We start from the raw sequence: 25392 nt of genomic DNA, 5'->3' as shown, positions 1-25392 counted from the left end.
TCGCAACCCACGATGGGGTTGTGGATTCTATGGCGTTTTCCCCAGGGTAGCTCGTTCCTCCCAACCCTGGGCTTTGAGGCGCAATCCCGTTGGGATAGGGAGGAAGCCCTCCGAACTTGTGGGTAATGCTCAGAGAGGGCTACCGCACTCCAAGCGCGTCGCGACACACCGGAGTAAGCGCCCTCCTGTGCGAGATACGCCATCCAAGGAGGATTCGGGGGTTCCTGTAGAAAGCGGGGAAGCGTGGCGGCCCTTCATCGCAAATAAATGGCTCGACGGAACCACTGCCGGCTTCTAATCAGGGTTTACCAACTACCCATGTTCACGACCCTCCTTCTGAACAAATCCACCCAACCTGCGTTGGGCTTCCTACTCGTTCTGGCCCTCAGCCTCCCCTTGCCCGCCCAAATCCCCTTCACCCCCGAACGCCACCGGATCCTCATCGAAACGGACGCCGGAGGGGACCCGGACGACGAGCAGTCCCTGGTCCGCTTCCTTCTCTACGCCAACGAATGGGATGTCGAAGGCATCATCGCCAACCGGCTGAAGGCCCGAGACGGGGAAAACCGGCACCTTGAACGCACCGGTTTGGGTATCGTCCGATCCCTGATCGATGCCTACAGCCAGTGCTTTAGCAATCTCGTCCAACACGATGCCCGCTACCCCCAGCCCGACATCCTACGCGCACGAACGGTCCCTGGTCATGACGAGACCCAGGAAGGCGTCGAGCTAATCCTGCGTGCCGTCGATTCCACCGATCCTCGTCCACTCTGGTACTCCGATTGGGGCAGCGACAACGGCTCCGGAACCAACAACCTACGCCGAGCGCTGGACAAGGTGCGACGCGAGCGCGGCGACGCCGGATACCGAAAGTTCAAGAACCGGCTCCGATTGGTCAGCTACGACAAATTCGCCGAACACAGCGACATCGATCCACCTTGGAGATTATGGGTGAACACCTGGCAGCCGGAGATCCAGAAACGTCGATGGTACCATCGGTTCTCAGCCCTGACCGCTACCGCGGGTGGATTTGATATCCTGCGCGACGTGGTGCAAAACCACGGTCCACTCGGAGCGCTTTACCCCGTCAACACCACGCATCCGCAAAAGGAGGGAGACTCGATGTCATTCCTCTATCTAGTCCCCACGGGAATGAACGATCCCGATCAGCCCACCTGGGGCAGTTGGGGAGGACGCTACGGAGGTCGGCCGGAACACTTTCCAGCGAGAGCCTACTTCTGGGCGAACCAGGAAGATGCCTGGCACGGCACCACCAACCGCGACCAAACCTTGAGCCGCTGGGCGGTGGCCTTGCAAAATGACTTTCGCGCGCGCCTCGATTGGTGCGTCCAGCCGCCCAACGCCGCCAATCATCCTCCGCAACTAGTTCTCAACGAGGTGCCCGGATATTCTATCCTTCATCTACGCGCACGCCCAGGTCAACGGCTCCCATTGCGAACGGAGGGGAGCAACGATCCCGATGGAGGCCGCTTGCAGTTCGAATGGTTCCTCTATCCAGAAGCAGGAAGCTATCGAGGGCCTGCCTCCTTCTCATCGAACCACGGCTCAAGCACGGAAATGGTCATTCCGGCGGATGCCGGCGGTGAAACCCTCCATGTCCTGGTAGCGGCGACAGACTCCGGGCAACCACCCCTGACCCGATATCGACGCGTGGTGGTAGAAGTCGCCCATCCGAACTCAGCTCAGCTCACCGTAAACCCGCTTCTTAGCCCCCCGCCAGAATACGCAGGCAAACTCGCGGAGCTGAGATCGCCGCTCCTGTTCGACGATGGTTCACCCGTCCGTACCCGGAAAGAGTGGGTCCGACGCCGCGAAGAAATCGAGGGAGCGTGGCGAACCGCCCTGGGGCCATGGCCTGAAGAGATCAAGAAACCACGGTGGGAAGTGCTCAGCGAGTCGCGTCGCGACAACTTCAGACAAAAGCGGATCCGCCTCGAGATTGCCCCTGGGCAAAAGCAGGAGGGCTGGCTGCTCAGCCCAGAAGGACCGGGACGCAAACCCGCGGTCTTGGTGGTCTACTATGAACCGGAGACCAGCATTGGATTGAACCGTGAACAACCGTTTCGCGATTTTGCCCTTCAGCTCACACGACGAGGTTTTGTCACCCTCAGCATCGGCACTCCGGGAGGAAACGCCTACCAGCCAGCCTTAGGAGCCGCCCAGTGCCAGCCGCTGTCATTCCACGCTTATGTCGCGGCGAATTGCTGGCACCTGCTGGCTGCACTGCCGCAGGTGGACCGTCGTCGCATTGGGGTGACCGGACACAGCTACGGGGGCAAATGGGCCCTTTTTGCCGCGGCGCTCTTCGATCGTTTCGCCGCCGTCGCGATCAGCGATCCGGGCATCGTCTTTGATGAAACCCGTCCCAATGTGAACTATTGGGAGCCGTGGTATCTCGGGCAAGATCCCGTGCAGAAACGCGCGCGCGCCGGGGTTCCCACCGCAGACAACCCCACCACCGGGGCGTATCGGCAACTCCGGGAGCGTGGTCACGACCTGCACGAACTGCATGCACTCATCGCACCGCGGCCATTCTTCGTGAGTGGCGGATCCGAGGATCCTCCCGAGCGCTGGACCGCGCTCAATCATACCATCCAGGTGAACGAGCTACTGGGCGTGAAGGCACATGTTGGGATGAGCAACCGACGGGATCACACGCCGGATGCGATCTCCAACGAACAGCTCTACTCCTTCTTTGGGATTTTTCTAGAAGCGGACGGCCCCTGGCGGAATCGGTAAAACTGCAAGCGCAAGTGAAGGATGTGAGGAACCTGGCCATTTCGGACGAAACCAGGGATGCAGGAACGATGATCATTTGAACAACCCGGAGGTTAAAGGCTGGTGGATCGAGTGGTTTCGTTCATATGGCTGCGCGTTCACTGGAGAAGCCTGTTAGGACATGTCTGTGACATGGAAAACGTCATGATGCACTCGAATCCGACCAGCAAGCTACTGCTCCATCAAGTCGTTATCTCTGTAGAACTCACGCTCCAACTCGCTAAGCAAGTCGCCCTCCTCGTCGTATAAACTGCTCACAATCGTCATGCGCTCATCGTAGTATCGGGAATCTGTCTGCCTGGAAAGAACTCCTGTAGCCGGCAAAGAATTGAAACAGCCGCCTCGATCCCAATGCGATCATATGCCTGAGCTTGGCGGGCAGGACTTCTAAGACTCGAAAGTAGAATGGAGCCGCAACTGAGCGTTTCAGCAGTTTCGCCGGCACTCCCCCCCTGACGGATTAATCCATACGTACGTATGGATTAATCCGTCAGGGGGGGGAGCCCCGGGGTCGTCGGAAATCGGAGGAGCTGCTACGGGTCGTGGCATGTGCCTTGAGTTCTTGCTGGATGGAAGCAAGAGCCATTGTTCCAAGGAGAGACCGTGCGTCGCCCTTGGGGCCGAGTGTTCTCGATACCAAAGAGATCCGCCGGATCGATGATATGGTTCTGTGCTACATCGGCGACTAGGCGAGTCCCTGCGATCGATGTGCTCCTGGTCTCCAGCCTAAGCATGAAAGCTCACCGTACCGATTATTTCATACGTACGTATGGAATAATCGGTACGGCTGGGCCAGAACCCCCCGCGGTGGTCGACGCTTTGCGCCATCTCAGCGTTTTTTTAAAAGCGACTCAGCACCGTCGAATCCTGAGTTCCTAGCTCCGTGCTCACTTGCTCTTCAGCCTGGGTGGCCAATCAGTCATGGTAGCGCTGCCCAGTCGCCGCATCTCATCGATGAGCTGCTTTCCTGGACAGTAAAGGAAAGTGTCACCAGGTTTTGGTCCTTGTGCCGCAACTTATGCTGCCGCAGAGTTTAGAACTCATTTATGAAAACCCCGCTGTTTAGCCTGGTGTGTAGCGCAGCGTTGCTTTTTTCAGGATGCGCCTCCTCCTCGTCCCATTCAGCTGCGTTCGAATACAAAGTGCTGGAAGTATACTCGGCAAAAAGCCTTGAGCAAAAGCTCAACACATTGTCGCGGGAAGGGTGGGTTTTCGTTAGCTCATCCCAAGAAAAGGAGGGCGGCAATGTGAAGACTACAGTGATTCTAAAAAAGGCCATACAGTAGCCGATGAAGAGCACATAGCTTTCATTGCGCCGCCTATCGCATTAGAGAGGGTGGCAATTCCAACGTCACTTGACGTGGAGCAGCAAATCCCTTCGCCACTTGTCTCCGGTTCCCGTCGGCGTGAGAAATTACCTCGTCACAGCGCCAGAATCCAAACGAGCTTGCCCCGGCTGCTCGCCATCCTTCCAAAACTCCTGTCCCACCACCTTCCCTTGGCGCAGTTCAGCTCTGGCCTTCAGGGATCCGCTGGCAAAATAGGAACGGGAGACTCCCTCGGGCAGGCCATCCCTCAGCTCTACTTCCTCAGCGAGCCCCCCCGTTTCATGCCAGCGCTGAAAGCGGCCGCTGAGCTTTCCTTGAACCACCTCCACTTCGGAGAGTTTCTGCCCTCCTTCATACCACTTGGTGCGAAGGCCGTGGGAGATGCCATTTTGAAAATGCTCAATCACCTGAATCTGGCCGTTGGTGTACCAACCTTGCGAGATCCCGTTCAAAAGACCGTTTGAAACCGCGGATCGCGACATCATCAGCCCGGCCGGGTACCGTTCGATGACAAATCCTGAGAATGCATTGCTGGATCCCAAACGAGTGAGTCTTCCCTCCAAGAGCCTCAATTCACTCCGTAGCACTTCCGGCCAAGGTTCCGCACGACGAACCAGCAACTGGGGAGCCAAGAAACACAGAAGCAAGGCGGTGCCCAAGAACAGGATCGTCCCCCAGACTCTCCGCCTCGACCAGAAGGAGTCGTTGAGTTCCATGATAAAGAGGCTCCAGCCTTACTCCAACTTCGCTTTGAAGAAACGATTACTCGTACCTTCCTCGAAGGGCACGGACACCCGCAGCAGCACCACCTCGTTGGAATAAAAATCGGCACGCAACGGGGACCCGGCTGGTTCAGATGCGAGCGTGAACTTTACAGGCTTCCACTGGGCCAGATCCGTTGAACCATGAATCGTGTAAGTGCGTCGGGGCATGGTCAGGAACTCAAGCGTCGTCGCACCCGAGCCCACGTCGATCAGGGTGAGGCGGAAACCGTCCGTAGGATCGAAGGCCGAGGTGCCGGCCAAATACTCGGCCAGGTTACTGATCCCGTCCCCGTCTCCATCCCCGTCCGGCTTGATGCTGGCGAGGGTGCCGCCATGGACCGCGATAACCGCCTGCTCCCAAGCATCCGGCAAGCCGTCACCATCCGAGTCCACGCCCAGAGTCAGATCCAGGCGGGTCTGCAGCGCTGGCTCACCGATTCGAGCCAGGTTCCCCACCATCTCCATCGGGAGATAGGTAGTCTGACCGATCTGCACCTTGAGCCGGAACGCAGTGGCTGGAAGAAGCGCGGTGGGTTTGTAGAGCCCCGGCACCGTGCCTGAGTCCATAGGCACCTCGAGTCGATAGTTGAACCCATCCCCCAGCCCTTCGACGATCTGGCAGCGCAGTGGTGATCCGGAGGCAGTCTCGAGAAACACCTCGCCCAAGGTGATATTCAGCGGTTCGCCGTATTGATTTCTCACCATGCCATAGAGCGTATGATGAGGTGCAGGCGGGAACGCCGACGCCGGCAACACACCCAGCAAGCACCCTAGAAGGACGGCTGTGTCCCATCTCGTAAAACGGTTCAGAGTAGGATTCATAAATGATGTTCCACGGTTGGACTCAGTTGCCGGAATAGGAGTAGGTCACGAAGTGAAGCTTCACATCCCGAACCGTGCGGATAAAGCGCTCCAGGCCTTCTTCCGGATTGTTCAACAGCGTCTGGCCGGGGATGACAATCTTCCATTTGCTGTTCCAGACTGAGCGACCGACCAGCCGATTGTTGGTGAACTGCGAACGTTGGAGCCCGCCCGTGGTGGCATAGATGCTGGGGCTGAACACGCTGGCCGACGAAACGGGGCGGAACGCCTGATGTTTTCGGATGGCAAATGGCGCTTCGCTCAGCGAGTCATCGGATTGATAGAACGGCGCGTTCGAGAAGTCCGAGCCACTGATGTTGAACGGGAGCGGGATGGCGACGTCATTGACGCTCCACGTGCGCACGCTGCTCACGTCGCCCAGAGGCGGGCTACGCATGGAGTCGACCCCGACTGGGATCAGGTAGATGTAAGGCGTGGCCGACATGGCATTCGAGTCGAGGAAGGTCAGATCCGGATCCGGAGGCGAGCTGGCACCGCCCCCGACCACCACGCCGGAGTTGGCCGCGGGATCATCCATGCCCTGATAGCCTTCCAGGGCAACCCCCGCGGCAAAAATCTTGGTAGCGAAGGAACTCGGACTGTAAGCATGGTCCCCGGCCGCCAGCGGCTGGCCGAAGAGGTTGACGCCATCAGCGATGGTCGTGCTGAATTCGAGGACGATGCCCGGAACCGGCCGGCCGTTGGCGGCACTGAGCTGCAGGCAATAGCGACGCACGTCCGGGTCGGACAGAATGTTCGCCTGGCGCGCCTGGTTGAGAATGTCCTTCCAGTTTGTGTTCCCGTTGGTGCCCGGAAGAATCCGGAGTTGCTCCATGCGCAACGAAACGGTGGTGCCGTAGGCATCTGGATTATTGTAACCCAGGCGCCCCTTCAGGACGGACCAGTCGGCGAACATCTCCGCCATCACGCTGGACAACCCCGGATCACCAGTGTTGCTCCCGGCGAACTGCGGCTCGCCACTTCGCACCACACCGAGGGCCCGGGCTCGGACGATGCGATTAATGAATTCCTTGCCCTGGTCGCTGTGGAGCAGGCCGGTCTCATAATCGTAGGCCTGCGCGGCCATGAAGGCGTATTCCGCGGCGAGATCGAAGAGAGCCTTGTAGCGCTCAAGCTTCTCGTTGCGGAAGATGCGGAAAGCGGCGTCACGGGTCCGGTAGCCCTGAATCACCGCGGCAGAACGCTGGCGGAAGACCTGACGCTCCTGCTGGGTGCGCTCGCCCTCAGCCAGGAGCGATCGATACTTGCGCTGCGCGTCATCCAGCTCCTGGAGGCGGTGGTTGATGGTCATGAAGTTGTTGTTCATGCCATAGACCTTGTCGCGGACGGTGCTGACCGCTTCGCGCAACTGCTGATTGAATTCCTCCGGGGCAATCTGGTCGTACTCCAGGTACCGGTTGGCCGTGTCAACGGCGAGCGCACTGCTGCGCATGGCCGCCTTGTTCACGACATCCAACCCTTTGAGGATATCAGCGGCGACCTGCCCGGCGATTTTGATGCCAAACCTCGCGCTGGAGAAGAGATCTCCACCAACCGCCAACCCCGCGATGAAACTGGTAGGAATCGCATCGGATGATTTGTCAACCGTGCCCGTTAATTGCTCCGCCAGGAACTGCATGGTGTCGCTGATCGTTTCGGACGCGACCCGGGATTGATCGATCACAACTTGGGAGCGAAGGATCTCGCCTTTGACCCCGCGGATCGTTGCTTGGGAAGCCTTCTTCTGTTCGAGCGAGACAATGGCCCAGTCCAGATCGTATTTCGCCGCATCCGCCCAGTAGAACGCGGCGAATGCAGCGTTGCGCGCTTTGATCACATCGGAAATGGCCTGCTGAACTTTTCCAGGCGATGAGCGCTGGCCGATCCACGTCTCCGGCTTCTTGAAGAAGCCGTGAGATGAGAGGTTGTACTGGATGAACAAATTAGTATTGGCCAGATAGTCTTCAGTCCGGCTGGTACCATCCACTTCGCCTATAAATGCCGGTTTGATCCAGCCGAAGGTAGAGATCAAATCCTCCCCAGCCCAACCCGGTTGGAAGGTTTGCGTATCGATGATCCACTGCGTGTCCGAAGCGGGATTGAGCAGGCCGTTGAAATTGATCTCTTTCGTATCCACATACATGTAATGGAGTGAGTCAGGGCCATTGTAGCCGGTGCGATAGGTGCGCCCGGGACCGATATCTTCGGGGTAAGGCGTGCCGTAAAGCTCGATCAACGTGTTTGTATAGGCGAGTTCCTGCTTATTGACCGAAGTTCGGAAATCCGCCAGGGAATCCTCCTCCGAACGCATCAACCGCGTCACATCCTTCGCGTCGTCAAAGGAGACGATCGCGTTGTTGAGCGCGCGCTTGGCACGCTGGTAAACCTGTTCAAAGTGCGTGTTGCTGTCGGCTCCCAGAACGACGTTTGGATTGAGGTCGAATGGGATCGTCGTGGCCGGCAGTCCCAGCGGAGTATTTCCGGCGTTGGCGTTGTCCATCGCCGCCTGCAAACTGGCGTTGACCGAAACCAACTCCTTCAACTCCGGAACCGTCGAGCGATCGATCTGCTGGATGCTGCCCTGATGCGACGGATCGGGATCGCGATCCGGCAGGATGGCGTTGCCAACAACCCAGTTCAGGAAAGCGCCCTGCCCCGTGCGTGATGCCCAATGGTCCAATCCCCAGTAACGGGTGGTGGCGACGTCCCTCGAGCTAAGGTTGGCCTTGGTCGCCGAGAAGTGAGACCAGCCGTTTCCAGTGCCAGACTGATAATCCCGTCGCCAGGTCAGATCGAAGGTGTGTTTCCCAGCGCGTGCCAGCGCCCCAGCAGCAGCGGCAAACTTCCTCTCGTCTTGATAATCCACCGACACGGGTTTGCCGAGGACGGTCACAGCCTCGATGCGCGGCACCCAATCGTAATTGTTATCCATCAGCAGCGCGTAGTAGCCCTTAATCGCCGTCAGGTAGTGGCCATAGGCGTCGCCGTGTCCTTGGGGATAGAGCTTCCGCGCGTCATCCGCATTCACTTTCCCATCAGTGTTCTGATCCAGCACATTGTAGTTGAGGGCGTAGATCGCTTCCCCGGCGTCGATGCCACGGGTGTAGTTCCAAACCATGCGATTGTAAACAGGCCGAAGCTCGACTCCGGGCAGGAGGAAATCATCTCGTCCCCGCATCAGCGCGAGCTCCTCCTCCAGCAGCGTTGGCAGCTGGCCCTTGAAAGAAAAGAGCGCCGTCGCGACATCACCGTAGGTGCTGTCCTTGGTGCCGATGCCGATGGTCGGGTTCGAGGCATCCGCCCACGCCTCGTTACCCAGCACCATGTAAAGATCATTGAGGTAGCCGGCGGCAAGCAGCAACGCGTCGTTGGCGGGCCCGTAATTGATGCCACCGCCGATGCTCAGCATCTTGCCACGATTCAATACTGTCTCATAAATCTCGATCAAACCGGCGTTGTTGATCGCGTCCAGATTCAGGGCGACATCACCTTCCCAACGCTGCCCGGCCTGCGCCACGATGCTGACGTCCGTATTGACCGAGTTATTAAAGAGGTCGGTGATCCGTTGGTTGAAGGGGTTGATGCCGTTCAACACGCGCTTAATCCAACCCTCAGCCAGTTGAGGTGTGGTCCACTGCGACCAAAGGGCGTTGCCGCCGGCGCCATTCGGGACGTAGGAGGCGTGGGCGCTGTTCTTCGGCTGATAGCGCATGATCAGGTAATTGTCTGCCAAGCTGCGGATGTCCGCCTTGGCCCCCAACACGGCGCGCACACCATCGGGGTAGAGGTCCGCATCGAGGGGCAGCCATTGCTGCTCCGTGACATCCACGGAGCTGAAGGCTTCAATCCGCGCGTTGAAGGCGATGTATTGTGCGGGAAACGCGCTGGAGATCAGCTCCACGGCGATGCTGTGCGTGCGCGAGCCATCCGGGTTCAGGGTCCCCCCGGCGAGGTCGGCGTGGCTGAGGCGATAAACCCGGCTCAAGGGAAACAATCCTCCTGGCGGGGATGTCGTGATCGCGTCACCCCGGCCCGTGTTCGCTCTCACAATCATTTGCCCGTCGATATAAACCACCGCTCCCAGGGCATTGTCCAAATCCATGCTCAGCCAGTATTCGGAGTAATCGCCGGCTGGTTGAAGGAATGAGCGGAACACGATGCTCTGCAGGTCGTTGGTCGTAACGCGCTCGTTCAGCTCCAGAATCTCATGGATCTGGCTGGTGACGTTTTGATTGGGGTCGATGCTGACGTCAATGTTCGTCGCCGTGGTGAATGCACTCACGGTTCCGAACACTTCCGCACCATCGCTCTTGCGCAGAACCACTCGATTACCTGCGCTCAGTCCATGCGCTGGATTGGCCGGAGTTCGGAAGCGGAACTTTCCATCTACCAAAACCACGGACTCATAGGGGATTCGACTCACCGGGGAAACGGTCGTGGAGGTGTCCTGGAGCAACCTCTCCCGCGCAGCAGCAGCGACCGACGACGCCTGGTCCGTCGGCAGCGGGAACCGGAGGTGCGACCAAACACCATCGGAAAGGAGTCGTGCCGGGGTATTTCGGTAGACTGCCGGCGGCAACCCATCCACGGGCGACGCAATCTTCCACTCGAACTGATAATCCTCGATCTTCGCAGCAAAATCGACGACTTGCTGCATCGTCAGCTTTTCATTCAACGGGTTGGAGGACTGGACGATGTTGACCTCACCGCGATACAACGTGTTGACGACCTTGAAGACCGACACACTGACCGGGTCGCCTTCGGGCGTGAAGGCTCGGCCGTTACCCGCGATGAGGGAGACATAGCCCGTGCCCGGGCCGGTGGCTGTGAGCGCGTAGTTCGCCTCCACGGCCACGTCATCATTGTTGATGTGTGAAATTTCGCCGACGCCAATCAATTCTGGTGCGGACGGGATGTAGGTGCGCGGTTGCGCGGGATTCTCGATGAAGGTTTCCAGGGTGGTCGAAAGTCCATCGATGGCCGCATCCCAGTGCTCCTTACTGGGATCATTGATATCACACAGAGATTGCAAGTCCGCTCGATCACCCTGCCCCAGGACGTTCAGGAAAACATACTTGTCGCCGAAAGCTGCATCCACGAACTGGCCCTTGAACACCAGATGTCCGTTGGCGCCGCGACTGGGGTCCAAGAAGAAGCGCTCCGCCAAGTGCGGCGGGAGGTTGGGAAAGTAAATCCTGTTTTGGTAGGATTGCGTCCTCACCGATGGCGGGATGGAAGTTAAATCGCTTTCGCTCCCAGGCGGGCTCAGCGCGAAGGTTTTCTCCCGGATGGGATCATGAAGCACGGCGGATTCGGCCGCCTCGCCGCCAGCGATGTGGGATTGCTGGTAGAGAATCTCCAGGCTCGTCTGGCCACGCACGGCCGGCAGGCCGCGCTTGGGCGTGGTGAGCGTCTCGGCCATTTGCAGCACCGGAACATTCGCAGGCCAAACCGGACGATAGGTGATGCCAAGAGCGTTGCCGTCGGCCTCCTGATTTGAGCCCCGCACGTTACCATAAACCGGATCCCCCTCAAAAGAGCCATTCGCATTCAACGGGCGCAGATAGGGCGTGACGGTGCCGACGGGCGGCTGCGCTTCCAGGCCGAGAGTCGGGAAGAAAAAGCCGGGCAGCGTGCGGTAATAGAACTTCATCGCGAGCGATGGTTGTTCGGCGGCGTCGTGCGGGCCGCGATAGATCCAGATGTTGCCCTTGCGATCCTTGAGCGTGAACGACGCATAGCGGTCGCGCAGCGACGTGTCGGCCAGCGTGGTGGGCAACGGCTCAGGCGCGAGACGCTGACCGACGAACGAATTGTCGGAGGGGCCATCCCCGGACATCACCAGCGTGGCGGCGTTCCGAGCCAAGGTCGGGAAAACGGCCTCCGTCTGAAGTTCGACGTACTGCGACACCGTGTTCACCTCAGTCACCGTGACGACCCACGAGTTGGTAGTGTCGGAGCCGAAGAGCACCGCGGGTGTCGCGCCAGCGGCCAGCCCGGCAGGGATGCGGGTGGCGAAGCGCCAACGGGCCGTGCTCTGGCTCTGACTGCCGCCCCAGGCACTGAGAGCCAGCGGGCGCAGGGAACTGACCGGTCCTTCGATCGTCGTCGCGGTGACGCCGGTCGGGAACAACCACACGGGCGCCGCAGGTGTGAGCAAGTTTTGCATCGCCACCGGTTTGAGGGGCTGGAGGAAATGCCGTTCGGTCGTGGTGATCACTTGATTTGAGAACGCACCCGCTGAGCGCCGGACGGAAGCCGCCACGACGTATCCGGAAATTTCCGTGTTCAAGCTCAGCGGGGGCTGGCCGGCGAGCTGGGGTGCGATGGGTAGCTCCAACAGCGGCAGCGGCATGGGCGGTTGCAGGATCGTGCCGGCGGCCTTCTGGTAGTCAAAGGTGATGCCGGCCTCCGGCTTTTCTCGCAGCACTTTGAAGGGCCGCATCGCCGGACGACCGTCCGACTCGGTGTACGCCAGCAACACGAAGGGCTCCGAGGTGAAGCCGTTGGCCGCGGTGATGTTGAGGTCATCGCGCAGCGCGAAGGCTTGTCCGCCTTGCACGAGCGCGTGTTCCTCGTTCGGATTGTAGCCGGGGAGGGAGCGGTCGTTCTGATAGTAGATGCTCCCGTTGGCTTGAAGGCTCACAAGAGGTCCCGACCCGTCGTTGCTGGCCAATACGATCTCAGCCGGGCGCGTGGGCCACCGCAGACTGTAACGTCCAATGACCGCCGGCCAGAAACTGTTCTGGAAACCTTGGGTGGTCTGCACCTGATTCTTTCGGAACCACCAGACCTCCAATATGTCTTTTCCCGGAACGGCGTTGACCGGGATGATCGCGCCACGGTTGGCGAGCTCAAATCCACGGGAGAAAGGATCAACATACGCCTCGGGATAATAAAGATCGCCTTCGCTCTGCCGAATGAAGCCGGCGAGGTAGTTCGCGTCCGGGGCATTCCCGATCTCGCCGACGGGCGGCGTGAGACGATCGCCAACAAGGACAGTCTCATCGATGACCCTAGGGCGGACGAATTCGTTAGGCCAATCAAACACCTGATCACTCGTCCAGGCGTTCAGGTTGGTCGCCACGCTCCCGACGAAGCTCGGAAGATCCAGCGCTTGGTCGCGCAAACTGTGATCCAGCCATGAGAACACGCGCTCAAAGCGGACGAACTCGCCGGATGTGAACTGCAGGAGCGCCCGATGGGCCGGGTGAGACGCGTCGAGGAAGCTGTAATAGGCGAAGCTGTCAGTGAGCTTGCCGCGCGGCTGATCGAGCGGATCCTGGTACGCAATCGTAGGCGCATTCTGAGAGGGCAGAGCCACCGCTGTCGCCTTCGCTTCGCTCTCGGTCGACACTCCTGGACGGATATAGTGACTGTACTTCGCCACCTCATCCGGCCAAACGAGCTCATACCGGACAAAGCGAAACGGCCATTTCAAACCTTCGAGTCCTTCCTCCAGCCAATGCACCTGGAGATCATTCTGATTCCGGGTCTCGCGGGTCGCGTAATAGGTAGGTCGTCTGCTGCCGCCCGAGTTGTGCTGAAACGTGAAACCCTCACCAACCAGGAGCAGCGGTTCAGGAAACAGATGGGCGTCACTGGGAACGCCGCCCGCATAGGAGGTCAGTCTCTCGCCGAGTTCGATCGTGACATCATTCGGAGCAGGCTGACGAATCACATCCACGACCTCAAAGCCCAGATGCTGGCGGCTGTTGGCGGAGCGCACATCGCCGAGCAGCTCCATAAAGATGCGACCCTCGACATTGTACGCGCGGATCTGGCCCCCGGCCTGCCCGCCCGTCCCATCGTACCACAAGGTCCGCACTTCCTGCAGGGTATTGCTGGTGACGATCGGAGCAGCTCCCGGAATCACCACCTCGGCACCGACACGCTCAGGGAAATTATCGTTGTAAACCACGTTGACCGCTCCAACGCGAGCGCTGGGCACGGTCACCGGCTTGCCGGTATCGGCAAACGAACGCTCGGTCCAATACATCAGGCGCGGGGCCTTTACCGGACTACCGGACACCACGTATTGATTGGTCGCCACCACGTAGGAAACCCCGAGGACCAGCACGTTGGCAACACCCACCGGCGGATTGGGCGCAGTGGAAGCCACGCTCCGACGCCAGGCGACCTGCAGAGGACCGGGATTCACAGCGAAGACAGCCTGGGCGTGCGGGCTCCAGTAGTAGCCGGTGGCCGAGTGATTGTTGGTGGTATAAGGCTCAGGCAGCCAGTAGGTCTCGGCTGATTGCGCGGGCCGGGGCGGGTTGACGTTCACATTCACCGTGCTCAGCAGCACACCATACTCGTCCACATTAGGCCGCGGGATAACCTGGCCGAAAAGGAAAGACACAGCACGCCCCAGCAGAGGCGCCCCGACGCGGCCACGAAGCATCGTCATGACGACCTTGCCATCTGCTTTGATGCGAGGCAGGTCCAAATTCTCAGCATTGGCAGCAAGACTCTGGCCTGCGTTCAGAGAGGTGGTTGCCGGTCTGACCACGCCTCCAAACACCACCAAACCGCTAAACTGGTTACTGGTAGCAGGGACCTCCGTTAAGCCGGCGGCCCGCTGTTGCGCCACCGTCGGTCCACGCCCATCGGAACCGGGCGGCACCCCTCGGGTGGTCGAAATCGGCAGACCGTTCGTTGAGCTCAGATTGTAACGGATGGCGTCCTGACGAATTTCCAGGGGAAGCGCCTGAGCCGAGGCATCGGGTGCCGCCCAGGTGCCCATAAGAATGGCCAGAGCAAAGCGGACGATGCAAAGCGGTTGGAACCCACAGCGGCAGAAGGCTGCCGCGGCCCAAGACGCGGGGGCGAAGGAGGTGGGCGCCGGGAATGGCGAAGCCTTAGGAGTGCGGCCGTCCTCTGCCGCCTTCGGGTCCACGTAAACACCGGGCGGTTGGTGCGCCGGGCTCCGCTTGAGGCCGGCGGCCACCGGTGAAGGCCGCGCCCTGCCAAGCCCGGCTGCGGGAGTGTTGAGAGTTGAGGTGTGCATGGGAGGATTCGAAAACAAAGTTTCTGAACACCCGGGGACTAACGGTCGTAAAGGATCACCGTCGCGGAGATGCTCGGCGGAACAAGCATGTAGAACTTGTAGCGATCCCCAGGGCCAAAGGCTGGTCCATCGACAGCTCCGATTGCTTGTCCACTGCGGTAGTTGCGGAGCCAATACCAATCCCAGTCCGATGCGATATCCGCCCGCCAGTCGTTGTTGCCGCTACCCAGCCGAAAGCCCCGCTGCTGGCCGTAGGAACCTACTGTCCATCCGTATCGCAAAGGCTGGCCAAAGTTGTCCGTGTCATTTTCGCAGTAGAATTCGTAGCTGAGGGTTCTCACCTCCTTGCTGTTGTGATTCCGCAACAGGATCTTGATCCGCCCTCCATCGGCATCCCCGAGTAAGGCCGTACCATCCACCAAAACATCCCGCCAGACATTCACGTTGCCCCCAACAGTAAAGACCGCAGGGGCCTTTTCTCCATTGAAGGTCGCGGCATTGACGGGGCCATTCACCGTGAGACCGTTCACAGTCACGCTGGCAGCCTTGATGGATCCATTCACCTCCAACGTCGCCGTCGGCGTGGCGGTATTGATTCCCACGTTGCCAGAAGGTGTGATGCGCAGCCGTTCTGCACTATTTCCATAGAACTCCAGTTGCCCGTCGGCTGAACTGAACATTCCGCTGTCGTTGTCGCCGCCATTCGCGGTGAAGGCGAAGCCGTTGTCATTGGCTCCGCCGCCGCCGGGCGCCCCGCCGCGGGCTCTCACACCACCGTTGACGGTCAGTTTCCCCGAAGGAGTGCTGGTGCCGATCCCCACGTTGCCATTGCCCTTGATCCGCATCGTCTCCGTCATCGCGGCGCTGCTGCCGTATCCGAAGCCGATGTCGCTGCTGACAGATTCGGAGTGAATCTGCAGGAGGCCGCCCTGAATGCCAAAGCCGTAACTATTTCCCGATTGGCCGAAGAGGCTGATTTTATCCCCCAAGGTGTTGTTGCCAATGGTGAGGGGAAAGGTCGTGCCCAGCGTGCCGAGGCCAAGGTTGCCGGCGATGGTCTGATTGCCCGTGAAGGTGTTACCGCCTAACCGCAAAGCCACGTTCGCAGAGAGCCGCGTGTCCGCCAGGGTACCGACGCTAATCGAGGAGGCGTTCAACGCGGGAAGCTGGGCCAACGTGAGTCCGGTCAATCCGGAGCCATCCCCGGAGATCACGCCTGAGACACTGAGGTTCCCGCTCACCTCCACCTGACTGTTCGCGTAGCTGACGGCCGGGATCCCGGCGGGATTGACAAGATTGTTGGCGCTCGTAGCGGTGAACGCATAGGGCGCGGGGAGAAGCCTAAGGCGGGGGAGCATCTCGGTGGTAGTGCCGCCGATCGTAACCGAAAGGCTCATGTAACGTTCCGCATTGTTGGGCCCGGCCAGCACCGAGGAGAGCAACGGCCGCAGCTCGCCACCGACCGGAGTGCCTTCCCCCAGAATCACGCTAAAGTTACCCTTGTCTACGGTCACGATCTGCTGCTCCGACCAGAGCCGCGTGCCGCCAATGGACGCGGTGAAGATACGGAAGACGACGGGATAGTTGGCAGGCGTACTGGGTGCCAGGGCGTTGCCGTTCCCGTCCACGAGAAACCCCTGATAGGTCATCAGCTCAGGCGGCGCCGCGTGGGTGGCGGGCAAGGCGACAACCAGGACGATCCCCAGCGCTAAAGCGATCGAAAAGCGGCCTAGGCTGCGGACGGCATTGAGACAGGTCTGTTGTGTATTCATGGTCGTTAGAGTGCGGTTCAGAAAGATCAAGGTCGCAGCGCGATTCGTTCAATTGGAGGTCAAGCTCGTGATGTCACTGATGCGTTTCAGGGCGAAGGTGCCGAGCACGTTGTACTGGCGCGTCTGGCTACCGCGCGCCTCAAAGGTGATCACTTCGGCGTAGTTCCCAGCCAAATCCTGGCTGCCTTGCGTCAGGCTATTGAAGTGGTTCTCCGGGGCCGTAAAGGTCAGGGTAATCCGCCGCGTGACGCCGTAGGACTCCACGCCGCGCCCCAAGGTAGGCTTGAATTGGGCGTCCAGATTGTCGTGGTCCGGATGATAGGTATGAAGAAACGGGTTCGAGGATTGATCCTCGTGGGACAAGGGCACGTCGGCCGTAAGGCTACCACCTTGTTGCATACTGCCGGTGAAGCTCCAAGGAATGTTGCCCACCGAGGTCGGAAACTGCACCGAGCTGATGCGCCGAGCTTCCCCGATCTGGGCGGGCAGCAACAGATTCTCCTGCGTCGTCAGCACGACGTTTGAGCTGACGCCAACGCCGTGATAGACCTTCTGCAAAAGCTTCACCGCCGTGCCGTCGCTGTGAACGATCAGGCGCATCGGGAACGGACGAGCGACCGTGCCCGAGTCGATTTTGATCGGCCCGTCGAGAAGATAGGAGCCGGTCTTTCGCTCAGGACCGCCAAAGACGAGGACACGACCCGTGTTGGGATCGCGTTCATAATGGTAACCATTCGCGCCTTCAGCGAGTTGCAGGCGATTCAATAGCGACACGAAGTCGGCAGCGTTCGTGGCCTTGGCGTAGGGCTTAAGGTAGTGGCTAACGTAGTTCACCTCCGCGCCTCCGACCCAGAGGCCGGCTGTGGACTCCTTCTCCGCCGACACGGCCATATCGATCTGCGAGAGACCAAGCGAGTCAGTGAAGCGCAAAACGCCAGCAAACAATGCCCCAGGCGCGCCGACCATCTGCGAACGGTTCAACCCGAGGACCAACTCCACCTCAGAACCAACCTGCCCGGCGGCCGCGAGATTCCAGGTTGGCGCGCTGGCACCTAGCTCCGTGTAGCCGAAGGTGAGATTCGTTGTGTTGACACTTCCGCGCAACAGAAGCGGCGGAACTCCTGCGACCGTCGGCTGACCAGCGGGCGACGCCTCGGACCCCACCATGCGCAACGTGATCGTGATCGGAACATTGGCCAGGTTGCGCAGCCGCAGCTGAGCCTGCCCACGTGAACCACCGAACTGAATACCGGATGGACTGGTCTGAAGAATTTGAATCGGCCCGAAGTATTGGTTGTAAGTCTCGCCTGCTCGCACCCAGTAGGCCTGATCGCGGTTCGCCAAGGTTCTTCTCAAATCAGTGATGAGAGACGGATTTGTCGGACCAAGATCGCCGCCACGGTAGCCATAGATCTCGCCGCTCTGTCGGAGTTGCGGAGCTCGCGCAAAGAGAGACTCAATTGAGGGCGATTGACCCGCAGGTGTGGGGAAGCCTAGGAAGTTGAGTCCAGTCAAGGTCCAGCGATACGTGGGCGTCACCGGCTTGCCCTTGACCAGCCACGGATAGGAGGCCGCACTGCCGGCCACCTTGACCAGATAGGCACCGTTGCCCGTGAGGCGCTGCAGCACCGAGGCTGGTCCAGCAAGCCGCGTCCAGGTCGACCACTGACTGCCCACCCCGCTAGGAACCTGCGGCGACTCAATGAACTGCCCGGTAGGGAGCGCGGGCTGCCAATACCAGACTTCCTGGATAGGATTGGTGAGATCGCCTCCAACGAGCTGATCCAGCGTCGCGTGGGACGCATCCACATGGAGAAACACCGAATTCCACCCCGGCTTGAGCGTATTGGTCTGCGTGACCCATTGAGCGCGGCCTTCGTGGCACCATCCTATGAAGAGCAAGAGAGCGAACCGAGGAAGCACCCGAATAGGGTTTAATCCGCTCGCCAGTGTTCTGAAGCCGGAGTGATGCATAAGAGTTCACTCAGCTATGAAGAGAAAAATCTAAATCCTTTCGCGGAATCCCAAAGAATTATTGGAAGAGATTCTATCTCTACGAAAGTTTAAGGAGAACCTCACTTCTTCGCGTGAATTCCTGACTCCGACGTAGAGACCCGCAGGGTTCAGAGAGATTAGAAGGGGCGTGGAGCGCAGCGACACCCCCGGTGTGTCGGCCCCCTGCTGCGCAGCACCCTGAAGGGCGTGCCACCAGTCGGCGAACGGACTGACGAACGGATTAGGTTCCTTGAATAGCGGTGACGCAAGTCTCACAAGCCGGTGGCATCGCTGCGCGATGCTCCGTACTGCTGACAGTTCCGGGGGTGCGAGCACCCCCCGCTATATTTCTTTGAACCCTGCGGGTTCGGGCCCCCTCACTCCAAGGTGAAAAACTGCTGTATGGCAAAACTAGTCGAGCAGCCTGCAGGCTGTCCAGAAACACATTTCAGAACCCTTTGCGTATCAAGAGTTGTCTATCTTCCCGCACACAGCGCCTCAGGTGCGCTGCGCGTTGATCAGGGTACGCTGGCCGTCGAAGGTTACGGCCATGAATAAATCTAGCCCACCCATGAAATATGCGGGCTAGAGCCCGACTTGCGCGAGGATCGCCTCCACTTCCGAGAGGTTCCATAGTGAGATGTCGCCATCGCTGCGAGCCACGGCCAGGTGACGGCCGTCCGGATGCCAGGCCAGCCACCAGACAGAATTCGCCTCATCCGGTAGGGAATAGAGCCGTACGCCCGTGGTCAGGTCGTGGATATTGACGCCTCTTCCGTTGTGATTTGCCACCGCCACCTTGGAGCCATCCGGGCTGATGCGGAAGTTCCCCACATAGGTGGAGACGGATTCGCCAGACGTGATGGTGGTCACGCTGCGGGAAGGCTTGGGGGCTCCGAGGACGGAGAAAACCAACGCCTGATCGTCATCCCTGTGTACCAGCGCACTGCCATCGCCGCTGATCCCGAGAGTTTGGACGGCAAAGCGGTGAGAGTGGATCAGTTTCGGCTCATCCCCTGGTTCAAGTCCGCGAACGAATGAACCCATCAGCCGATGTCCGTCCACATTCACGTGACCTTGGAATCCGATCCACTTGCCAGAGGGATGAAAGTGAAGGTTGCGGGCAGCGCCCGGGTCATGGAAAAGGACGCGCGCCTCCAATGTTTGATCGGCGCTAGCACCGACAGTTCGCGAAAATACTTCCCAACCCCGCACCCCATCTCCGGTCGCCACCAGGGTTTTTCCATCCGGACTAAAGCCACACGACCAAGTCCCTATGGAGCCCGACCTCCCTTCACCCAGTGTCAGAATTCGTCGGCCATCCCTGAGCGAAAACACTAATACCTGATCATTCTGATAGTTGCCCAAGGCGAGCCAATGGCCGTCCGGACTGAAGGCGACGGTTTGCCCCTGAGCTGAAGGCGTAATCGGCCAAGAGTGCAGTAAACGGCCGCTCAGGGGATCCCAGATGCGGACCATGCCGTCCTTGCCGGTGGAGGCGACTCTGCTTCCATCCGGGTTATATTCCACGCCCGTCACTCCACCAAGATGACCAATGAGGTTCACTCTCTCGCGTGTGCCCACCAAACGGGTTACGAGGGCGGGTCCTTTGTGGGGAACCATGAGCAAAACCGAACCATCCAAAGAACCTCGCACCTCCGTCACCTGATGCGGCGTGGCAAGCCGGGTCGCCTCAGCTCCGGAGCTGACAGAACAAAGCCGAACGCCGTTCTGCTGGGAGAGGGGAACAGCGATCCGGTCGCCATGCCCACACCAGATTGCCCGCGAAGACATAAATTCGATATAAGTATTAACCGGCCTAAAATGGGAGGTCATGAGCACGACCACACCACTCTCAGCCGTCGAGGCCAGAAATTGCGAATCCGGACTGAAAGCAAGATGCCGAACCAGCCCCGCTTCATTGGAGAACCGGAGGATCGGGGCCCGAGCGTTCAGATCCCAGATTTGAATAAGCCCGCTCGGCTGGTTCGTGCCGCCATCGACATCGAACGCGGCAAAGCGCATGTCAGAGCTCACATCCAAAACCTGAGGAAACAGCTGACCGGGGGCCAGGGGAACAGAGCCAAGCATTCGATCCGTCGCCGCATCAACCAATCGCATTTCCCGTTCGGAGCAGCTCTCCAGAGCCGCGATCACGCCCCGCGTCGTCAACACGAGCAGGCGGAGTTCCGGAACGGAGCGTTCCGAGCCCTGCAGCCAGGATCCGTTACCAGTCCGCTGCCATTCGATCAGGCGAATTCGAGGCGCTGTTTCGGAGTGCTGCTGTGCGACCTCACGAGCGAGTCCGAAGAGGCTTCGGCCGTCCGGCGAGAATGCCAACTGTACCAGCGGCGTTTTGACCTCAAAGCGGCCGACCGCCTTGCCATGGGTGGTCTCGTGCAACGCCAGTTGACCCTTCTCAGTGCCGAATGCGACCAACGTTCCGTCGCTGTTCAACACAACATCTAGAAAGGAGGAAGGCGGATCGATCAACCGGACGGGATCAAAGCTGAGAGCATCCCCCAGGCACTGCCCGAGCTCCGCACGTAGCACATCATAGTCCTTCTTAGCGGTCGGGATGGACCGGGCTTGCTGGATCCGTTCGATGAGTTGCCGGCGAAACCCTAACGGCCGGATGGTTCGAATGGAGTTCGCTTCCCGAAGAAGCGAGTCATAGAGATGCTGCTGGGCCAGATCTCGCTGATCGAGTGTGGCTGATTGAGCCGCCCGGATGTGGCGGTTGGCGCGGAGCAGTGTACCCACGCTCGCAGCGACCGCCAGCAAGGTGACCGCGCAAAGAGCTGCGGGCAGCGGGCGACGGCGCACCCATTTGGCAGCTCGCTCCAAACCCGTGACCGGGCGAGAGAGGATGGGCTCGTGCCGCTGCCAACGTTCGAGCTCGACCGCCAGCGCCTCCGCCGACTCGAACCGCCGCGCAGGATCCTTCTGGAGGCACTTGAGGCAGATGGTTTCCAAATCCCTATCCACCCCCGGCCTTAATCCGGACGGACGACGCGGCTCCCTCTCCAGCACCTGACGCACGGTTTCCATGGTCGTGCCACCGGCGAAGGGTGGCTGGCCCGTGAGCAGCTCGTAGAGAATTGCTCCCAAACCATAAACATCCACCGCCGTCGTCAACTGCTTCGCCTCGCCGCGTGCCTGCTCCGGCGACATATAGCTGGGCGTGCCCAGCATGGCCACCGTACGGGTCAGCGTGCTTTCCTTCTCCACCAGCTTGGCCAGCCCGAAGTCGGTGAGGTGAGGTTGACCCTCGGCATCCAGCAGCACGTTTCCCGGCTTGATGTCCCGATGCAGAAGGCCGCGCTGGTGGGCATAATGCACGGCCCGCGCCAGTTTCGTGATGAGCTCAGCCACCTGGCGATCGGACATCGGGGCTCGGGAACTGGAAATGCGCTGGGCAAGAGATCCCCCCTCAACCAGCCTCATGCTGAAGAAGGGCTGATTCTCGCACTCGCCAACCTCGTAAATGGGCACAATGTTCGGATGATCCAGGCTAGCGACCGCCTCGGCTTCCATGCGAAAGCGCTTCACGAAATCCGGAGCGGCAAACTGGCCGGCCGCCATCACCTTCAGCGCCACCACCCGGCTGATCTGTGTCTGGCGCGCCCGAAAAACGATTCCCATCCCGCCTCGAGCCACCTCTTCCAACAACTCATAAGCGCCAAAGGCCCTAGGCAGAGTCGCCTTCCCGACCGTCGATCGCGGGGACTCGTCGAGCGGACCGCCATCCAGCACGGCCCCAAATAGGCACCTGGCACACAAGCCGCGTGGAGCGTCTGGTTGCAGCGCGCTCCCACACTTGGGACACACGGAATTGAAAGCGGAATCGGACATCAATGACAGAATTTCATCCTAGGTAAGAAGCAAACCCGCGGAAACCTTCCGAAAAATTAGAGCCGCGGAGTTCCGTTCATCACTCCAGGCTTGCCAAAAGGTGGCGAAGTTCCTGTTCCACCTCTCCCGGCGTCGCCACGGTGTTGGCCACCTCCTCGAACATGAGCGCGCGGAACCGCGCTCGCATCCGATGGATGGCTGAGGTAACTCCCGCCACCGAAACTCCCAGCAGACCCGCGGCTGTCTCATAGGAAACAGCTCCCCGCGCCTCCAGCAGGAAGCCCTTCAGAATCTCGAACCGCCTCTCCTCCATCTCAACGGCCAGACGGTCAAGCACCACTCCCATCACTGTCTGAGCCCATCGGCGTTCAAAAATCGTCTCCGGTGTCGTCTGGCCGGAAGATTCGTGCTGGTATCGTTGCTCGGCGGTTGCCTCATCGAGGGAAATGACAACCGCCCCGCCACCCCGGCGCTGCGCGCGACTCTTATCCCACTCGTTGGCAAGGAAGTGCGTCATCGATGCCAGCAAAAACGTGCGGAACTTCCCGCGGTTTCCGTCCACACTTGCCAGGTATCGCTTCTCCAAAAATCGGGCAAAAAAGGCCTGTGTCAGATCGCTGGCATCCTCATGGCCATAACCTTTGCGGCGAACGAACACATAAAGCGGATACCAGTAGGTCTGGCACAAACGCTCCATCGCCGAGGTCGACTCAGGAGATTGGCTGTCGCGAGCATCCGCGACCACTGACCAGAGCGTCGTTACAAACCGCCCCGCGGGAGAGCCGGGGGCTTCGGGTGATTTCTCATCCAAAGGCACTCGGATAGCATCCCAAAACAGATGGAAAACGAAAGCCTTGTTTTGGTCTAAACTCGCTTAGCTGGCGTTAAAGAATAGCGTGATGTCTCCTGGGCATGCGTGAGGGCGACCGCTAAAGCGTCGGCGGCGTCGGAGTCCGGAAGTTCCTCCAGGTGCAGCAGCCGCTGAACCATTTTGGCGACGGCCAACTTTTGTGCGGCCCCATACCCGACAATCGCCTGCTTCACGCGCCTCGGAGCATGTTCATAGACTTCCAGGCCCGCCTCAGCCGCCGCAACCAGCGCTGCTCCTCGCGCTTCTCCCATGATCAAAGCCGTTTGCAGATTCTGAGCGAAAAACAGCCCCTCCACCGCACAGATCACCGGCCGATGCTCTCGGATCACGTCACGAATCGTCTGGGTGATCAGCAAGAGACAACGCGAATGTTCCCACGTGGTAGGACACCGGATGGTGCCATGCGCCAGAGCAATCGGATGGGGCTTGGCCATGCGAATGACGCCGTATCCAGTCCCACGAAGCGACGGGTCGATGCCCAGCAAGATCTCGTGACGTTTGGGAGCCGCGGGCGACAGGGTGTCGACCTCCGGCGTAGCGCTGCGCTTAGCCGGCTTGCTCACCCGCTTCTGGAGATCGGCGAACTGTTTGGCGGAAATACCCACGAACGGAGGGTGTCAATCGCCGCCGCCCGATGCAAGCCGACACGCATGCCCGCGAACGTAGTCGAGTGACGAGTGACGAGTGATGAGTGCCACCCGAAGAAGACGACGAATCGATTACGATTACGACCACCTACCACCTACCACCTACCACCTACCACCTACCACCTACCACCTACCACCTACCACCTATCATCAATAAACATCCCGCAGGTATCGACGCTCGGTCTTCATGAGGGTTTGCTCAACGAAAGCCACGGCGGCCTCCGGAGCCATCCCCCCCTGTTCGCGAACAATCTGAATAAGCGTCTGATGCACGTCCTTCGCCATGCGTCGAGCGTCGCCACAAACGTAAAAATAAGCGCCGTTGGAGATCCACTGCCACAGCTCAGCCGCATGCTGGAGCATGCGCGTTTGCACATAGATCTTCTCCGCCTGATCCCGGGAAAACGCCAGATCGAGCCGATGCAGGACTCCTCGCTTCTGAAACCGATAGAGATCTTCTTCGTAAAGAAAATCCGTGGCCGCGTGCTGCTCCCCAAAGAAGAGCCAGTTGCGCCCCGTGGCTCGGTCCACCTCGCGCTGCTCGAGAAAGGCTCGAAAGGGAGCGATGCCCGTGCCCGGCCCCACCATGATCACGTCGCGGGTTGGGTCCGACGGCAGGAAGAATTTAGGCGATTCCTGAACGAACACCGGAACATCCGCTTCCCCTTCCCGGGCTAGGTCGGCCAGAAAACCCGAGGCGAGCCCCATCTTTTTCCGTCCATGCGTTTCATAGCGCACGACCGCTACACACAGATGCACCTCGTTCGGATGGGCGGCCATCGACGACGCAATCGAATAGAGCCGCGGCTGGATGGGGCTCAACATCTTGACGAAGGCGCCCGCCGATTCAAAGCGCGCCTCGGGATAGTCACGCAGGACATCCACATAATCGCGACTGAACAAGTACTCGGCCACTTGGGCATCATCGGCCATCAACGCTTCCAAACGCTCACGCGCTGCCGTGCCGACAGGCAATCGATCGAACACCCCGTGCAGTATCTTTCGACTGGCCCGGTTAAGCGTGAGATGCGACGAGAGCGCTGTGAGCAAGGAAACCGACTGACCCTGGGCCAAAGTCACCTGTTCCTGGGGATCCAGTCCGAGGACAGCCAGCAGCTCCGCGACCAGCGAAGGCGGGTTCCGGGCAAATACCCCCAAAGAGTCACCTACCGTGTAGTGTAACCCGCTGCCAGCCAAACTCAGTTCCAAGTGACGCGTGTCCTTGCCAGAGCCGGGTTTGGTGAGAGAACGACGATGAGTAATACGAGCCGGAAAGGGATTCTTCCGACCATACTGCGCAACGACACCGGCGGCTTGTTCGGACGTGCTCATGACGGGGCTAATCTGCCGTGACAGTAATGCGACGCAAGCGCAGGGAGCAAATAAAACTTAAGAGCTTCTAGGGCTCACGGTGACATCCCGCAAGAGACGCCGAACGTTCCAAGTTACCAAGTATTGCCCGCGGATCACACGAATCACACGGAGGGAAA

11 protein-coding genes are annotated in these 25392 nt (G+C 59.7%); 2 read left to right on the top strand and 9 right to left on the bottom strand.

The window, feature by feature from the left end; translation table 11 throughout:
• Positions 1 to 318: 318 nt before the first annotated feature.
• Both JNN07_24115 and JNN07_24110 read left to right on the top strand, forming a co-directional pair.
• Positions 319 to 2760: a DUF1593 domain-containing protein gene (locus tag JNN07_24115; GenBank protein MBL9170839.1), complete on the top strand. Its 2442-nt coding sequence runs from the start codon at positions 319 to 321 to the stop codon at positions 2758 to 2760.
• A 1085-nt stretch (positions 2761 to 3845) separates the two neighbouring features.
• Positions 3846 to 4085 (top strand): hypothetical protein, encoded by a 240-nt coding sequence (locus JNN07_24110; GenBank protein ID MBL9170838.1) that lies wholly within the window; start codon positions 3846 to 3848, stop codon positions 4083 to 4085.
• 128 nt (positions 4086 to 4213) lie between these two features.
• Here the strand turns inward: JNN07_24110 and JNN07_24105 are convergent, their stop codons facing one another.
• From JNN07_24105 to JNN07_24065, 9 genes are all read right to left on the bottom strand, one after another.
• Positions 4214 to 4843 carry a toxin-antitoxin system YwqK family antitoxin gene (locus JNN07_24105; GenBank protein ID MBL9170837.1) on the bottom strand — a complete coding sequence of 210 codons (630 nt, stop codon included), beginning with the start codon at positions 4841 to 4843 and terminating at the stop codon, positions 4214 to 4216.
• 18 nt (positions 4844 to 4861) lie between these two features.
• Positions 4862 to 5713, bottom strand: coding sequence for a hypothetical protein (locus tag JNN07_24100; GenBank protein MBL9170836.1), 852 nt, complete (start codon positions 5711 to 5713; stop codon positions 4862 to 4864).
• A 22-nt stretch (positions 5714 to 5735) separates the two neighbouring features.
• Positions 5736 to 14762 (bottom strand): hypothetical protein, encoded by a 9027-nt coding sequence (locus tag JNN07_24095; protein ID MBL9170835.1) that lies wholly within the window; start codon positions 14760 to 14762, stop codon positions 5736 to 5738.
• Between the two features lie 38 nt (positions 14763 to 14800).
• Complete coding sequence (locus JNN07_24090) at positions 14801 to 16534, bottom strand: hypothetical protein (protein MBL9170834.1); 1734 nt, start codon at positions 16532 to 16534, stop codon at positions 14801 to 14803.
• A gap of 48 nt (positions 16535 to 16582) precedes the next feature.
• Positions 16583 to 18508: a hypothetical protein gene (locus JNN07_24085; protein ID MBL9170833.1), complete on the bottom strand. Its 1926-nt coding sequence runs from the start codon at positions 18506 to 18508 to the stop codon at positions 16583 to 16585.
• Between the two features lie 606 nt (positions 18509 to 19114).
• Entirely contained in the window at positions 19115 to 22384 is a 3270-nt protein-coding gene (locus JNN07_24080; GenBank protein ID MBL9170832.1) for a protein kinase, read from the bottom strand.
• A 79-nt stretch (positions 22385 to 22463) separates the two neighbouring features.
• Positions 22464 to 23195 (bottom strand): sigma-70 family RNA polymerase sigma factor, encoded by a 732-nt coding sequence (locus JNN07_24075; protein ID MBL9170831.1) that lies wholly within the window; start codon positions 23193 to 23195, stop codon positions 22464 to 22466.
• 53 nt (positions 23196 to 23248) lie between these two features.
• Positions 23249 to 23860 carry a crossover junction endodeoxyribonuclease RuvC gene (gene ruvC / locus JNN07_24070; GenBank protein MBL9170830.1) on the bottom strand — a complete coding sequence of 204 codons (612 nt, stop codon included), beginning with the start codon at positions 23858 to 23860 and terminating at the stop codon, positions 23249 to 23251.
• Between the two features lie 192 nt (positions 23861 to 24052).
• Positions 24053 to 25234, bottom strand: coding sequence for a sulfite reductase subunit alpha (locus JNN07_24065; protein ID MBL9170829.1), 1182 nt, complete (start codon positions 25232 to 25234; stop codon positions 24053 to 24055).
• Positions 25235 to 25392: the final 158 nt, after the last annotated feature.

The sequence above is a fragment of the Verrucomicrobiales bacterium genome, assembly GCA_016793885.1.
Lineage (GTDB): Bacteria > Verrucomicrobiota > Verrucomicrobiia > Limisphaerales > UBA11320 > UBA11320.
The sequence above is the reverse complement of the archived record's forward strand: the minus strand, read 5'-3'. Positions and strand labels throughout refer to the sequence as shown.

Bases quoted from the DNA above. Each gene is read 5' to 3' on its own strand.
- JNN07_24115 (MBL9170839.1), top strand. From the start codon at position 319: ATGTTCACGACCCTCCTTCTGAACAAATCCACCCAACCTGCGTTGGGC.
- JNN07_24110 (MBL9170838.1), top strand. From the start codon at position 3,846: ATGAAAACCCCGCTGTTTAGCCTGGTGTGTAGCGCAGCGTTGCTTTTT.
- JNN07_24105 (MBL9170837.1), bottom strand. From the start codon at position 4,843: ATGGAACTCAACGACTCCTTCTGGTCGAGGCGGAGAGTCTGGGGGACG.
- JNN07_24100 (MBL9170836.1), bottom strand. From the start codon at position 5,713: ATGAATCCTACTCTGAACCGTTTTACGAGATGGGACACAGCCGTCCTT.
- JNN07_24095 (MBL9170835.1), bottom strand. From the start codon at position 14,762: ATGCACACCTCAACTCTCAACACTCCCGCAGCCGGGCTTGGCAGGGCG.
- JNN07_24090 (MBL9170834.1), bottom strand. From the start codon at position 16,534: ATGAATACACAACAGACCTGTCTCAATGCCGTCCGCAGCCTAGGCCGC.
- JNN07_24085 (MBL9170833.1), bottom strand. From the start codon at position 18,508: ATGCATCACTCCGGCTTCAGAACACTGGCGAGCGGATTAAACCCTATT.
- JNN07_24080 (MBL9170832.1), bottom strand. From the start codon at position 22,384: ATGTCCGATTCCGCTTTCAATTCCGTGTGTCCCAAGTGTGGGAGCGCG.
- JNN07_24065 (MBL9170829.1), bottom strand. From the start codon at position 25,234: ATGAGCACGTCCGAACAAGCCGCCGGTGTCGTTGCGCAGTATGGTCGG.